General features: G+C 70.6%; 12 protein-coding genes. 9 read left to right on the top strand and 3 right to left on the bottom strand.

The window, feature by feature from the left end:
• Positions 1–12: 12 nt before the first annotated feature.
• Complete coding sequence (locus tag HNQ61_RS10610; RefSeq protein WP_170034386.1) at positions 13–687, top strand: DUF4349 domain-containing protein; 675 nt, start codon at positions 13–15, stop codon at positions 685–687.
• 6 nt (positions 688–693) lie between these two features.
• Here HNQ61_RS10610 and HNQ61_RS10605 read toward each other — a convergent pair whose 3' ends face one another.
• Positions 694–1,347 carry a hypothetical protein gene (locus HNQ61_RS10605; protein ID WP_170034385.1) on the bottom strand — a complete coding sequence of 218 codons (654 nt, stop codon included), beginning with the start codon at positions 1,345–1,347 and terminating at the stop codon, positions 694–696.
• 428 nt (positions 1,348–1,775) lie between these two features.
• Between HNQ61_RS10605 and HNQ61_RS10600 the strand changes: the two genes are divergently transcribed.
• A complete protein-coding gene (locus HNQ61_RS10600) occupies positions 1,776–3,365 on the top strand; it encodes a peptide chain release factor 3 (RefSeq protein WP_170034384.1) in 1,590 nt (529 codons plus the stop codon).
• Between the two features lie 199 nt (positions 3,366–3,564).
• Here the strand turns inward: HNQ61_RS10600 and HNQ61_RS10595 are convergent, their stop codons facing one another.
• Positions 3,565–3,948 carry a hypothetical protein gene (locus HNQ61_RS10595; RefSeq protein WP_170034383.1) on the bottom strand — a complete coding sequence of 128 codons (384 nt, stop codon included), beginning with the start codon at positions 3,946–3,948 and terminating at the stop codon, positions 3,565–3,567.
• A gap of 458 nt (positions 3,949–4,406) precedes the next feature.
• Positions 4,407–4,799 carry a BON domain-containing protein gene (locus tag HNQ61_RS10590; RefSeq protein WP_170034382.1) on the bottom strand — a complete coding sequence of 131 codons (393 nt, stop codon included), beginning with the start codon at positions 4,797–4,799 and terminating at the stop codon, positions 4,407–4,409.
• Between the two features lie 133 nt (positions 4,800–4,932).
• Here HNQ61_RS10590 and HNQ61_RS10585 point away from each other — a divergent pair, with 133 nt between their 5' ends.
• From HNQ61_RS10585 to HNQ61_RS10555, 7 genes are all read left to right on the top strand, one after another.
• Positions 4,933–5,661, top strand: a complete 729-nt coding sequence (locus HNQ61_RS10585; RefSeq protein WP_170034381.1) for a CPBP family intramembrane glutamic endopeptidase — start codon at positions 4,933–4,935, stop codon at positions 5,659–5,661.
• A gap of 60 nt (positions 5,662–5,721) precedes the next feature.
• On the top strand, positions 5,722–6,267 hold the full coding sequence (locus tag HNQ61_RS10580) for an RsbRD N-terminal domain-containing protein (RefSeq protein ID WP_170034380.1): 546 nt from the start codon (positions 5,722–5,724) through the stop codon (positions 6,265–6,267).
• A gap of 27 nt (positions 6,268–6,294) precedes the next feature.
• Positions 6,295–6,864, top strand: a complete 570-nt coding sequence (locus HNQ61_RS10575; RefSeq protein WP_170034379.1) for a hypothetical protein — start codon at positions 6,295–6,297, stop codon at positions 6,862–6,864.
• Positions 6,865–7,063: 199 nt separating this feature from the next.
• Complete coding sequence (locus HNQ61_RS10570; RefSeq protein WP_183685634.1) at positions 7,064–9,163, top strand: BamA/TamA family outer membrane protein; 2,100 nt, start codon at positions 7,064–7,066, stop codon at positions 9,161–9,163.
• A 25-nt stretch (positions 9,164–9,188) separates the two neighbouring features.
• A complete protein-coding gene (locus HNQ61_RS10565; protein WP_170034377.1) occupies positions 9,189–10,634 on the top strand; it encodes an acyl-CoA reductase in 1,446 nt (481 codons plus the stop codon).
• 639 nt (positions 10,635–11,273) lie between these two features.
• Positions 11,274–12,023, top strand: a complete 750-nt coding sequence (locus tag HNQ61_RS10560; RefSeq protein ID WP_170034376.1) for a transglycosylase SLT domain-containing protein — start codon at positions 11,274–11,276, stop codon at positions 12,021–12,023.
• A gap of 185 nt (positions 12,024–12,208) precedes the next feature.
• Entirely contained in the window at positions 12,209–12,988 is a 780-nt protein-coding gene (locus tag HNQ61_RS10555; RefSeq protein ID WP_170034375.1) for a gamma-glutamyl-gamma-aminobutyrate hydrolase family protein, read from the top strand.
• Positions 12,989–13,029: the final 41 nt, after the last annotated feature.

The raw sequence follows: 13,029 nt of genomic DNA, 5'->3' as shown, positions 1-13,029 counted from the left end.
CCGGAGCCGCGCATGCGCATCACCCCATCCCTCCTCCCTGCCGCCCTTCTGCTCACGCTCGCCGCGTGCGGCGCCAGCATGGAAGCGGCGCCGCCGGCCTCCGGTCCATTGATGCTCGAGGAACTCACCGTGCAGCCCCGGGGCGCGCAGCAGCGGCAGGTGGCGCAGCAGGCGGGGCTGTCGCTGGTGGCCAACGACCTGCCCGCGGTGGCGCGCACGGCGGACAGCATGGCGACGGCGCTGGGCGGATTCGTGGAAACGTCGGAGATGCGCGGAGATGACGGATTGCGGATGGTGCTGCGCGTGCCCGCCCCGTCGCTGGATGCCGCGCTGGACCGGCTGGCGTCCATGGGGCGCGTCCGGCAGCGCTCCATCCGCAGGCAGGACGTGACGGCGCAGGCCACGGACCTGGATGCGCGGCTGACCAACCTGCGCACGCTGCGCGACCGGCTGCGCGCGCACCTGTCGCAGAGCTCGGCGGTGGGCGACCTGATCCAGGTGGAGCGCGAACTGGCGCGGGTGCAGGGGGAGATCGACGCGCTGGAGGCGGCGCAGCGCGGGCTGCAGGGGCGCGTGGCGCTGTCGGGAATTCAGCTGGATGCGGAGCGGCCGCAGGTGCTGGGACCGCTGGGGCTGCTGCTGACCGGCGTGGCGTCGCTGATTGGAAAGCTGTTCGTGATCCGCTGACCGCGGTCAGGCGCCGCGCGCGAGCACGGCGGCGCCGGTGGATGCGGAGGCGTGCACGCGGCCGGCCTCCAGCGCCGCCCGCACCACCTGCTCGCGGTTGATGACGCGCCGCAGGCTGATGCGGCGCACCCCACCGTCGGTGAGCACCAGCCGCAGTTCGGTGCCGGATGCTTCCACGCGCAGCACGTCACGCCACCGCGCGTGCACGCGGCGAAGGCGGCCCAGGCGCAGATCCAGCCCGTCGCCGGTGATGCGCAGGGCGCGGTGGCGCCGGGCCAGCGCGTCCAGCCGCGGCTGCATGAACGCGATTCCCGCCGCGACGAGGGATGGGCTGATGATCTTGCCCCCGCCGCTCACCCCCAGGTACCAGTCCAGAAGGAGCACCGCGCCGGCGAACAGGCTCACCCAGTTCCGGCCATGCGCGCGCTCTTCCCTGCGCTTGCGGAACCGCTGCCGCGCCTCGCGCACGATGACGACGGCGAGCGCCGCGCCGGCCGCGCACTCTACCGCGAACAGCAGCGCCGTACCGGGCGTGCGCACGGGAAGCTGGCCGGCCGCCGCCCCCAGCACGCCGACCGCCGCGGCCATGTGGCCCACCAGTTCCGCCGCGCCGGCAACGGACTGCGCCCGGTCCTGAATGGGAATGATCTGCTCGTTCATGCGGATGGCGGCGGGAGACGCGCGGCGGGGATTCGGCAATGTGCCGCCATCCGCGCCCGTGCGGAAGAGCGATGTCGGCGGATGACGAGGTCTGGGCTGCATCGGGTCAGACGCCACCGGCGTCGTCCTGAGGAGGCGCCCAAGGCACCCGCTCCCGCCGCATACTCTGGCGCCGACGAAGGATCTGCTCTCCCCGCGAGAACGGGCGTGCGTGTCGCGGCGTTGGCTCGGCAGGACGGCAGATCCTTCGGTCGCGCGGGGTTCGGCGTGATGGAGAGGCCGGCGCACGCTCTCTCAGGATGACGCCTTGGGGCGGGATTTGGCGGGGCGCGGGGCGTGGTGAAGCGCGTCCGCGGGCCCGTCGTTGAACCGGCGCGGCGGGGGTGTTAGATTGCAGGGTTGAAACACAAACTCGTACAACGATTTCCATGAGCGGCACGTTGAGCGAAGAGGTCCGCCGGCGGCGGACCTTTGCCATTATCAGCCACCCCGACGCGGGCAAGACCACCCTCACCGAAAAGCTCCTTCTGTACGGAGGCGCGATTCACCTGGCGGGGAGCGTCAAGGCACGCCGCGCGGCGCGGCACGCCACCTCGGACTGGATGCAGATGGAGCAGGAGCGCGGCATTTCCGTGACCTCCAGCGTCCTGCAGTTCGAGTACCTGGGCAAGTCCATCAACCTGCTGGACACCCCTGGCCACCAGGACTTCAGCGAAGACACCTACCGCACCCTGATGGCCGCGGACAGCGCCGTCATGCTGCTGGACAACCGCAAGGGCGTCGAGGAGCAGACGCGCAAGCTGTTTGAGGTGTGCCGGCTGCGGAAGACGCCCGTGTTCACCTTCGTCAACAAGTGCGACCGGCCGGGCGCGCCGGTGCTGCAGCTGATTGACGACGTGGAGCGCGAGCTGGGGATGAAGTGCTATCCCATGATGTGGCCCATCCTGGACGGCGACCGCTTCCTGGGCGTGTACGACCGCGTGGACGAGCGCGTCTACCTGTTCGAGCGCGGCGAGGACCACGGCAGCAGCCGCGTGGAAACGCACGAGGGCGCGCTGACCGACGACCACATCCTGGCCGCCATCCCCGAACGCGCCATCAGCCAGCTTCTGGAAGATCTGGAGCTGCTGGAGATGGCGGGCGCGGAGTTCAGCGAAGAAGCGTTCCTGGCGGGAGAAGTGTCGCCCGTGTTCTTCGGGAGCGCGCTGACCAACTTCGGGCTGGAGCCGTTTCTGCGCCGCTTCCTGCAACTGGCGCCGGCGCCCGGCCCCCGGCAGGCCGACACGCGCATGGTGGAGCCGGAGGAAACGTCGTTCACGGGATTCGTGTTCAAGATCCAGGCGAACATGGACCCCAAGCACCGCGACCGCATCGCCTTCGTGCGGGTGTGCTCCGGCCGGTTCGAGGCGGGAATGCAGGTAAAGCACATCCGCAGCGGCAAGCCCATTCGCCTGGCCAGCCCCACGCAGTTCATGGCGCGCGAGCGGACGCTGATTGAAGAAGCGTGGCCGGGCGACGTGATCGGCATTCACGACCGCGGCAACCTGCGCATCGGCGACACGCTGTCGGCGGACGGCGACCTGGAGTTCGGGGGGATTCCGCGCTTCAGCCCGGAGCACTTCGCGCGCATCGTCATCGGCGATCCCATGAAGCGCAAGCAGCTGGATACGGGGCTGCAGCAGCTCTCGGAAGAGGGCGCGGCGCAGGTGTTCTACGCCGAGTCGCTCACCGGCCCGGCGCCCATCGTGGGCGCCGTGGGCAAGCTGCAGTTCGACGTGCTGCTGCACCGGCTGGAGCACGAGTACAACGTGCGCGCCCGGCTGGAGCACATGTCGTACACGGGCGCGCGCTGGGTGGATGGACCCATCCGCGAGATCGAGCGGCTGGCGCACGGACACGGCCGCATGCTGGTGTACGACGCCAAGCAGAAGCCGCTGGTCCTGTTCGACAGCGAGTGGACCATGCGCACCACGGTGGATCGCGAAAAGGACCTCGTCTTCTACGACGTCGCCCCCTGATCCACGCTGGATGACTGAAACAGAAAGCCCCGCCGGGAAGGCGGGGCTTTCTGTTTTTCGGTAGATGACGATCGCCAGCGGCTGACGATCCCGCGGTCGATCGACCTTTCAGGCGGATGACAGATGATGATCTCCAGCCGACATCGATGCTGCTCCAGCGGATGATCGATGATGTCTTCAGCGGATGACCATCAAGCGCTCACTCCCCGCGCAGTTCGGCGAGCCAGGCGGGCGGCCCCGATCCGTGCGCGGCGTGCAGCGCGGCGATGGCGTCGAGCAGTTCGGCGCGGGCGTCGTGGTGGCGGGCCTGGTCGATGCCGTCCAGCAGCGTGTCGACCGCCGAGCCGTACGGGGAGGGTGCGCGCGCGGGCACGGCCGCGTCGCCGCCGGGCCCGGCTTCCAGGTACCAGAGCGCGATCTTGCGGCGCACGCGCGGGTGCGGCGTCGTTTCGGCGCCGATGAACTTCTGCAGCGTGGTGCGTCCCAGCCCCAGCATTGTCGCCACCTGGCGCAGCGAAGTGCGCTCGGATTCATCCCGCGCAAACTCCCTGAGCACCTCCAGCGGCACAGCCCGATGGTCCATCGCTCCTGCCCATTCCGGCGGACGGGCGGGAGTGGCTCATTCGGCCCCTTCTGCCCGTACGGATACGACGGCACGAACGGCTTCCATGGCCCTTGTTGACCGTTCGTAAAGTCCGTCTTCTTTGTCCACTTCTTGCTCCGGATGGTAAACGAACCAAAGAGATCCCGCAACCCCGCTCCCCCTTCCCGACACAGGCGCAAAGCCAAGCATCCGCCTGCCATCCGTACTGACGATGGCGGTTTCCGGTACGCCGAAAACGGTACAGAACCGACCTCCCGCAAGGATGCGGTCCCGCAGAAAAGTTACGAAAAAAGAGCAGGAGGATCGGCATCGATCCTCCTGCTCCAAGCCCTTCTCCGCGCCTCTGCTGCTCTGCGTGAGACCGGCCGTTTTCTGCGGTTCCCCCCGCGACCTCCGCGTCCTCCGCGACCCCCGCGTGAGGGCAGTTCACCCAGCCATCATTCCGCGCGCGGCTGTCCGAAAACGCGCGGCGCCAGGCAGGTGACCCGCGCGGGCCCCGGCTGCAGCACCAGCATGTCGACCACGAGCGTAACGCCGGGCACCAACCCCGCGTTGGCCAGCGAGCACTGCAGCGCGCCAAAGCCCTGCACCGCGCCGTGAAGCTGCACTTGGCCGTCCCTGACCATGGGGCGTACCTTTCCCGCGCCGATGGAGGGCTCCGCGGCCATGCGCGCCTCCACCTCGCGCGCGATGGTGGTGTCCTGCACGGTGCGCTCGGCCACCTGCGCCGGCGTTGGCGCGGAGGCCGATCCGCCGCCCAGCACGCTGCACCCCGCGCACAGGAGCGCGGCCAGAACCGTGGTGCCCATCCCGAACCGCGTACGCCGCATCGACACACTCCCCGGGAAACTTTCCGTGCGCCTGCCCCGTCCAATGGGGGCCCGCGCCGCTTCGCGGGCCGAATTTCGCAATCGACAGGCCAGCCGCCGCGAACGCCTCGCCGCAACCGCCGTACAGAGGGACATGCGCACCTATCTGCAGACCACCCGCACGCACACCTACACGCTGCTGTTCGCGCTCCCGCTCCTCGTTCTGTACGAGGTGGGCGCCGCGCTTACGGCCACGGACCGCGGCGGGATGCGCAACGGCGCCGACGTGCTGCTGCGCACCCTGCTGGCCGCGGGCGGCGTGAGCGGGACGCTGGCCTTTACCGCCGCGCTGGCGATCGGCGGCGCCATCCTGATCGCGATGGAGCAGCGGAAGAAGCGCGTCGCCATCCGCCCCTCGTTCTTTGCGGGGATGATGGCGGAAAGCGCCGTGTACGCGCTGGCGTTCGGGGTCGTGGTTTCCACCGCGACGCAGGCGCTGCTGGGCGGCTTCGTGCGGATGGCGGCGGACGGGGGACTGGCGTCTCTCCCCCGCGCGCAGGGAATCGTGCTTTCGCTGGGCGCCGGCATCTACGAGGAACTGCTCTTTCGCGTCCTGCTCACCGGCGGGCTGCTGGCCCTGCTTCCCGCGCTGGGCATGCGCCGCTCCACCGCCGCGCCGGTCGCCGTCATCGCCTCGGCGTTCCTGTTCAGCGCCTTTCACTACATCGGCCCGTACGCGTACCCGCTGGAGCTGGGCAGCTTCACCTTCCGGCTGATCGCGGGGCTGGCGTTCAGCGCGCTGTACGTGTGGCGCGGCTTTGGGATCGCGGCGTGGACGCACGCGCTGTACGACGTGTTTCTGGTACTGGCCGGCGCCGGGTGACGCTACCGGGGGCAGGCGCGCGGTGCTAGCTTGCACGGCACCAGCAACCCGGGAGACGCGGTGAGCCTGACCGAAACGCAGTTCTACACCGAACGTGAAGCGCGCGACCTGAACCGCGCCGTGGAGCAGCTTCGCGGCGGGCGCGAAACCGTGCTGCGCGACTGGATCGAGCGGGTACGCGCCAACCAGGCCATGGCCACGGGCCAGGCCATGGCCGAGCCGCTGCTGCTGGACCACGTGCCGCAGCTGTTCGACGCCATTCTGGACCGGCTGGAGATCAACCGGTCGCGCGAGGACGCGGAGCAGTTCGCCACGGTGCACGGCTTCATGCGGCGGCTCAGCGGCTACAACATCGCCGAAACGGTGCTGGAGCTGCTGATGTTCCGCCGCGCCATCTGGGCGCACCTGACGGCGGTGGGCGCGCAGGTGGAGGGCGCCTACGCCGCGATGGAGCAGATCGACGGGATGGTGGACCGCGCCATTCTGTCGTCCCTTACGGCCTACCTGGATCCGCAGGCGGCCATGCTGGAGCGGGAGGGCGGCGAGCCCGGCACGGACCCGGACGGGGCCTCGCAGGGTACATCCCCGCCCGCCATTCCGGCCTGACGACATCAGACGCACCCCGGTTGATTGATGAAGCACGCATTCTTTTCTGGCGCGGCCCTGCTGGCCGCGGCGCTGCTGGCCGCCTGCGACGGCGGCGGCGGCACCGGCGGCAGCCGCCTGAGCCCCGCGGAGGTGGCCGGCGTGTACCAGGTGTGCGACCTGGCCTTCACCCCGTCCAACGCCATCCTGCCGGCGGCGGAGCTGCTGCGCACGGTGGTTGACACCACGCCCTCCGCCGGGCGGCCGGAGCCCACGCTGGCGCTGGCCCTCAACGGCGGCTACGACCTGGTGTACACCCGGCAGAGCGACAACTTTCTGCAGCAGCTGCGCGGAAGCGTGAGCTACGGGCAGGATGTCATCGGGCTGGAGCTTTCCAGCGGCGCCATTCCGGCGGAGCTGCTGCTGCCCCGCGTGCTGAGCCTGCGCTTCAGCAGCACCGGCGGGCAGCGGCTTACGGCCGGCGCGGGCGACAACTTTCCCTACGCCGTTTCCCGCGCGGACTACGCGCGCGCGGCCGGGGTGAGCGAGGAAGGGCTGCAGAACACCATCAACGGTTCGCTGCGGATCTCGCTGAGCACGGGCGGCTGCGGAGCGTAGGAGAACGGCGGTGCCCAGGACCCCAGTGCCCAGTGCCCAGGATTCCGGCACTGGGCACTTGTCACACGGGACCTGGGGACCTGGTACCGCGGACCGGGCACTTGTCACTGAGCACCTGGTACCGGGCACCTGGTACTGCGGGCTGGGCACTATCTTTTCACCGCCTGTTCTGAGAGATCCACACAGGAGCGGTACTCGGTTGGCAAGCAGAGGGATGGGAATGCTCGCCGCGCTGGCGGCGGCGGTGCTGGCGGCGGCTCCCGCGCGCGCGCAGGAGCCCGCGCCCGAGGCGTGGAACTCCGGCCGCGCGATGGAGCTGGTGGGGCGCGCCCGCGACCGCCGGCAGCAGACGCAGGCCGACACCGGCATGGTGGACTACCAGGCCGACGCGCGGGGCTACATCTACTTCTACCTGGACCGGCGCGACACCGGCGAGCGCACCCTGGTAAAGACGGACCAGGTGGCGCTGGAGGTGCTGTGGGCCGCGCCCAACCTGGCCAAGCAGCGCATCATCGGGCTGCGCGACCGGCGCGACCTGCCCACCAACATCCAGTACCACCAGGATCACCTGTCCGTGGTGCAGGACAACTTCGGCGACCTGATCCGCCTGGGCGACGGCGACGAGGTGCGCGACGTGCTGCACCCCGCGGCCGGCGCCGCGCCCTCCATCTACGACTACCGGCTGGCGGACAGCAGCAGCATCCGCCTTCCCGGCGTGGCGGAGCCGGTGCGCGTGTACAAGCTGGAGGTGCGCCCGCGCGATCCGTCCGTTCCGGCGCTGGTGGGCGCGGTGTACGTGGACCGCCGAGCGGGCGACATCGTGCGGATGGACTTTACCTTCACGCCGTCGTCGTACGTGGACCGGCAGCTGGACTTCATCAACATCCGCATGGAAAACGGCCTGTACAAGGGCCGGTTCTGGCTCCCCATTCAGCAGCAGGTGGAAATCCGCCGCCAGCTTCCCGAGCTGGGCCTTCCCGCGGGCGGCATGATCCGCGGGACGATGCGCATCTCCAACTACCGCTTCAACCAGGGGCTTTCCCCCTCCCTGTTCCGCGGGCGGCGCGTAGTGAGCGTGCCCCAGGCGCAGCGCGAGGCGTTCGCCTTTGAGGAAGGGATTGACGCGGAGCTGCGCGAGGCGGGGCTCAGCCCGGCCACGGAGCTGGGCGAGGTGCGCGAGCAGGCGGCCGAACTGCTGGGCCGTCGCCTGCTGAGCGGGCTTCCCGGCAGCCGGGTGGACCTGGCCGGGGCGACGCGGACGCTGCGCTACAACCGCGCGGAGGGGCTGGCCCTCTCCGCCGGCTACCGCGTCACGCCGGCGGAGCGCACGTCGCTGGCCCTGCGCGCCGGCATCGCGACGGCGACGATGAGGCCGTTCGCCGAGGCGGAGGCGTGGCGGGGCGCGCTGGGCGACCGCATCGGCATCGGCGGATACTTTCGGCAGCCGCGCGACGTGGGGTACGCGCCGGTGATCAGCGGGGCGATGAACTCGCTGTCCGCGCTGCTGGCGGGGAGCGACTACAGCGATCCGTATTACGCCAGCGGCGGCGAACTGCGGGCGGAACGTCCCTTGGGTGGATGGACCGCGTCCGCCGCGGTGCGGGTGGAAAAGCACGAGCAGGCGCGGCTGGCCTCGGACTTCAGCGTGTTCGGCGGATCGTTCCGCCCCGTTCCCCGGATCGCGGAAGGGACGCTGACGGGCGGCACCCTTTCCCTCCGCCGCGAGGCGCCGGAACTGGTGGCGCGCGGGCTGTCGCTGGGAGTCACGGTGGATGGCGGCGTGCTGGACACCGACTTCTATCAAAAAGACGCCGCCTTCGTGCGCCCGCGCGTGGACGCGGCGTACACGCTGCGGCATCCGCGGAATGGTGAACTCCTGCTGGAGGCTTCCACCGGCGCGGCGCTGGGCGGGGTGCCGCTCCAGGCGGAGTGGCGCATCGGCGGGCGCGGCACCGTGCCGGGCTACGAGTTCCGCGGGTACGGCGGCGACGTGTACGGATTTGGCCGCGCCACCTTTTCGTGGAACGTGGCGCACCCCTTCATCCGCGGGCGGGTGTTCGGCGCGGCGGGGTGGACGGGCGACGAGTTCGATCACGATCTGCGGCGGCGCGTGGTGGTGGATGGAGGGCAGGCGGGAACGCTGGACCTGATTCCGGAGCGCGGCGGCATGGCGTCCGTCGGCGCGGGGGTCGGCCTGTTCTACGACATCATCCGCGTGGACCTGGCGCGGGGGATGGGGCGCTACGGGCGGTGGGAGGTGATCGTGGAAGCCAATCCCACGTTCTGGGATTTCCTGTGATGCACATCCGCACGGCGGACAGATCATGCCGGTGAACGCCAGCCGCCCCTCGGTGATCGACGCCTTTCACCTGCCCGCGCTGGAGCATCCGCGCGCGACCACATGGTCGTACGGCAAGGGCGAGGACGCGTTCGAGGTGCGCATCCCGCGCCTGGCCCCGGCGGACCTGAAGCGGCAGGTGGAGGCGCTGGTGGCCGCGCGCGACCGCGTGCTGGCCCGCCGCCCCGTCGCGGAGATCATCAACGTGGTGGACGCCGTCGCGGCGCGCCTGCTGGACCCGGCGGACCCGCTGCGGCAGGCGGCGGAGCGCGCGCTTCCCGCCGTGACCGCGTATTCGCCGGCGATGATCCGCCTGGTGCTGGACCGCATGGCGGCGGACTGGCGCGCGCCCCGGCTGCGCGAGCTGCTGCGGGCGGAGTTCGGTGATCCGCGGGTGCTGGACGGGTTTCAGCCCGTGGCGCGTTCCGGCGGGCTGCACGCGGCGTTCGGGCCGCGGCTGGCGGTGCACGTGTTCAGCGGCAACGTGCCGGGCGTAGCGGTGACGTCGCTGATCCGCTCGCTGCTGGTGAAGGCGGCCACGCTGGGCAAGGCGGCCGTGGGCGAGCCGCTGCTGGCCGCGCTCTTTGCGCGCGGCGTGGCGGAGGCGGACGCGGAGCTGGGCTCGTGCCTGGCCGTGACGTACTGGCCCGGCGGGGACGAGATGATGGAGCGCGCCGCGCTGGACGGGGCCGACGCGGTGGTCGTCTATGGCGGGGCGGAGGCGGTGAGCGCCATCCGCGCGCGCACGCCGGCCTCGGCGCGGTTCCTGGGCTACGGGCCCAAGGTGTCGTTCGGCGTGGTCGCGCGCGGCGCGCTGGACGGCGGCGCTGCGCGCGAGGCCGCCCGCGGCGCCGCGCGAGACGCGTCCACGTTCGACCAGCAGGGATGCGTTTCTCCGCATCTGTTCTACGTGGAGGAGGGCGGCCGCGTGTCGCCGCACGAGTGGTCGGCGATGCTGGCGGAGGAGATGGCGGGCGTGGAGCGCGAACTGCCACGCGGCACGCTGGCGCCGGGTGAGTCGTCCGCGATCCGGCAGCTGCGCGCGGAAGCGGAGTTCGCGGAGGCGGGCGGCGGCGGGATGCGGCTGCACGCCTCGGCGGAGGGGACGGCGTGGACCGTCGTCCACGATCCCCGTCCGGACTTCGTGGCGTCGTGCCTGAACCGCCTCGTCCGCGTGAAGCCGGTGGGCTCGCTGGCGGAGATCGCCGGGCTGGTGGAGCCGTATGGCGCGGTGCTGCAGACGGTGGGCGTGGGCGGCACGGCGGAGGAGATGCGGACCGTGGCGGAGGTGCTCGCGCCGCTGGGGGCCAGCCGCTTCTCCCCGCTGGGTTCGATGGCGTGGCCGCCGCCCTGGTGGCACCACGACGGCCGCGCGCCGCTGCGGGAGCTGGTGCGGTGGGCGGACGTGGAAGGGCCAGGGAATAGGGAATAGGGAATGGGGAATAGGTGGATCGGCGCGGTAGATGGTCCTGCTCCGGCCCCATTGGTCTCCCGTTCTGCCGTCCCGCACGTCGGCGTGAGATGCAGCTGTCTGGCCTCGAAATAGGATGCGAGACCGCGCAAATCGCACGCTCTTGACAGACCGCTGGGAGATGAGTAGTATCAAAGCGGATCTGAAACCCGGCCAGACCGGTTAGTAGGTTCCACCCGGGGGCGGAGCAATCCGCCCCCTTTTTTCGCCGGTGATTCTGTTTGCGGTTGAAGCCCCGAACGTGGACGCGACAGCGGCCATGTGTCGGGGCTTTCCGCTGTTTGAGCGGCGGATTCATTCGCTCAACGGGGTTCGCTCGCGGCACAAACTCTGGGCGGGCCGTCGGCCTCGCGGGCCCCTCCCCCGGCCCCTCCCCGTGCAAACCGCCGCACGGAGAGGGGAGAACTTCGCCTGCGATCCACGATCACGTGGACAGGTGGATTGACGCACTGAGCTACGTCGGATTCATCAACCCTGACAGCGGCGCCGAACAGCGGGGTTGCTTGTCATCTCCCGGCCCCATCACACATGACTGTCGCGCGTTGCGGCGGATGGGGTTAGCTTCCGAGTCATCCTCTGACCGATGATCCGCCGAGCGACATGCCTCCTCGATCACCGAACCGCCGCCGCAATCCCACGACGCCGCGCCGCGCCCCCAGGCGCCGCGCGGGTTCGGCGCGCGCGGCGGCGGGGCGGGTGGACCGGCGCGCGTGGCTGGTGATGGGGCTCGTGGCGGCGCTGCTGATCTTTCCGCCTACGCGGGCGGTGGCGGGACGCGCGTGGGACCGGGTGGACGCGGCGCTCGGCGCCATGCGCGCCGAAGAGGCCCGCGAGCGGATGGTGGCCGGCTACGCGCGGCAGTACGGCATTCCCATGGACCTGGCCGACGCCATCGAACGCGCGGCGCGGGCAGAGCGGCTGGACACGGAACTCGCATTCCGCCTGGTGCGCGTGGAAAGCGAGTTCCGGCAGCACGCGCGAAGCCACGTGGGCGCGCTCGGCTTCACCCAGCTGATGCCGGCGACCGCGGCGGAGCTGCAGCCCGGCATTACCCGCGAACAGATCGTGGACCGCGACACCAACCTGCGGCTGGGCTTCCGCTACCTGAAGCAGCTGCTGGCCGTGTACGACGGCGACGAGCAGGAGGCGCTCACCGCGTACAACCGCGGCCCGGGCACAGTCGCGCGCATCCGCCGCAAGGGCGGCGACCCCGGCAACGGCTACGCGGAACTGGTGCTGGGCCGGCGCGGCAAGTCGCCCGTCAACCTGGTTCCGGCGGACTCCAACCCCGCGCCCGCCGCCGCCCCGCTGCACGAATCCGCCCCGGCCCGGCTTCCCCAGGGCCTCTGATCCACCCCTCGAACGCGCGCGGGAAACAGATGTCCCGCCCGGGTGTAACGAGATGGTTGCATGATGGGCCGGCCGCGTGCATGTTGCCGGGCGGTCCCGATCTTGCCACCCCCGGGGGCCGGTCCAATCAGTCCAGCGGTCGCTCTTCAGATTCACGCAGGTTCAGGAAGGAAGCAGGTTTACAGATGCGCCAGCGCCCCGTCATCGGCATTCCCACGCAGACGCTGCAGTCCATCGACCGCATTCCGGAAGATCTTCCGGCGTCGTGGGTCATGAACCAGCGCTACTTTCTGGCGTGCACCTCGGTGGGCGCCATTCCGTGGATGGTGCCGCTTCTGGAAAACGATCCCGAGACGCTGCGCGGCATCTACGAGCGGCTGGACGGCGTGTTCATCGCCGGCGGCGTGGACGTGGATCCCGCCTCGTACGGCGCCGAGCGCCACCAGCTGTGCGGCCGCACCGACCTGGCCCGCGACTACGTGGAGCTGATGTTCGCCCGGTGGGCGCTGGAAGACGGCAAGCCGGTCATGGGCGTGTGCCGCGGCCAGCAGGTCATCAACGTGGCCGCGGGCGGCACGCTGGTGCAGGACTGCGCGGAGCTGTTTCCCGGCGCCATCAAGCACGACTACTTTCCCGGCGCGGGCTGGGCGCGCGACCACCTGGCGCACGAAATCCGCATTGCCCCGGGCTCGCGGCTGCAGGCCGCGCTGGGCGACACGGCGATGGTGAACTCCATGCACCACCAGGCCATCGACCGCCTGGGCGACGGCCTGGCCGCCACCGCGTGGGCGCCGGACGGGCTGGTGGAGGCGCTGGAAGGCACGCGCGAGGGGCAGTTCCTGGTGGGCGTGCAGTGGCATCCCGAGATGCTGATCGATTCGGACGCGGGAACGCGCAAGCTGTTTGAGGACTTCATCGAAGCCGCCAACCAGTTTCACGACGCCAACTCGCTGGCCTTCGCCTGACCGCGTTCTGATCGATGGAGAACGGCCCCGGACTCCGCATG

The organism is Longimicrobium terrae (genome assembly GCF_014202995.1).
Lineage (GTDB): Bacteria > Gemmatimonadota > Gemmatimonadetes > Longimicrobiales > Longimicrobiaceae > Longimicrobium > Longimicrobium terrae.
Note: the sequence above shows the minus strand (reverse complement) of the source record. Positions and strands in the feature narration are given on the sequence as shown.

Excerpts from the sequence above, each read along its gene's own strand:
- HNQ61_RS10600 (WP_170034384.1), top strand. The coding sequence starts at position 1,776 with ATGAGCGGCACGTTGAGCGAAGAGGTCCGCCGGCGGCGGACCTTTGCC.
- HNQ61_RS10565 (WP_170034377.1), top strand. The coding sequence starts at position 9,189 with ATGCCGGTGAACGCCAGCCGCCCCTCGGTGATCGACGCCTTTCACCTG.
- HNQ61_RS10560 (WP_170034376.1), top strand. The coding sequence starts at position 11,274 with ATGCCTCCTCGATCACCGAACCGCCGCCGCAATCCCACGACGCCGCGC.
- HNQ61_RS10610 (WP_170034386.1), top strand. The coding sequence starts at position 13 with ATGCGCATCACCCCATCCCTCCTCCCTGCCGCCCTTCTGCTCACGCTC.
- HNQ61_RS10590 (WP_170034382.1), bottom strand. The coding sequence starts at position 4,799 with ATGCGGCGTACGCGGTTCGGGATGGGCACCACGGTTCTGGCCGCGCTC.
- HNQ61_RS10585 (WP_170034381.1), top strand. The coding sequence starts at position 4,933 with ATGCGCACCTATCTGCAGACCACCCGCACGCACACCTACACGCTGCTG.
- HNQ61_RS10595 (WP_170034383.1), bottom strand. The coding sequence starts at position 3,948 with ATGGACCATCGGGCTGTGCCGCTGGAGGTGCTCAGGGAGTTTGCGCGG.
- HNQ61_RS10605 (WP_170034385.1), bottom strand. The coding sequence starts at position 1,347 with ATGAACGAGCAGATCATTCCCATTCAGGACCGGGCGCAGTCCGTTGCC.
- HNQ61_RS10555 (WP_170034375.1), top strand. The coding sequence starts at position 12,209 with ATGCGCCAGCGCCCCGTCATCGGCATTCCCACGCAGACGCTGCAGTCC.
- HNQ61_RS10575 (WP_170034379.1), top strand. The coding sequence starts at position 6,295 with ATGAAGCACGCATTCTTTTCTGGCGCGGCCCTGCTGGCCGCGGCGCTG.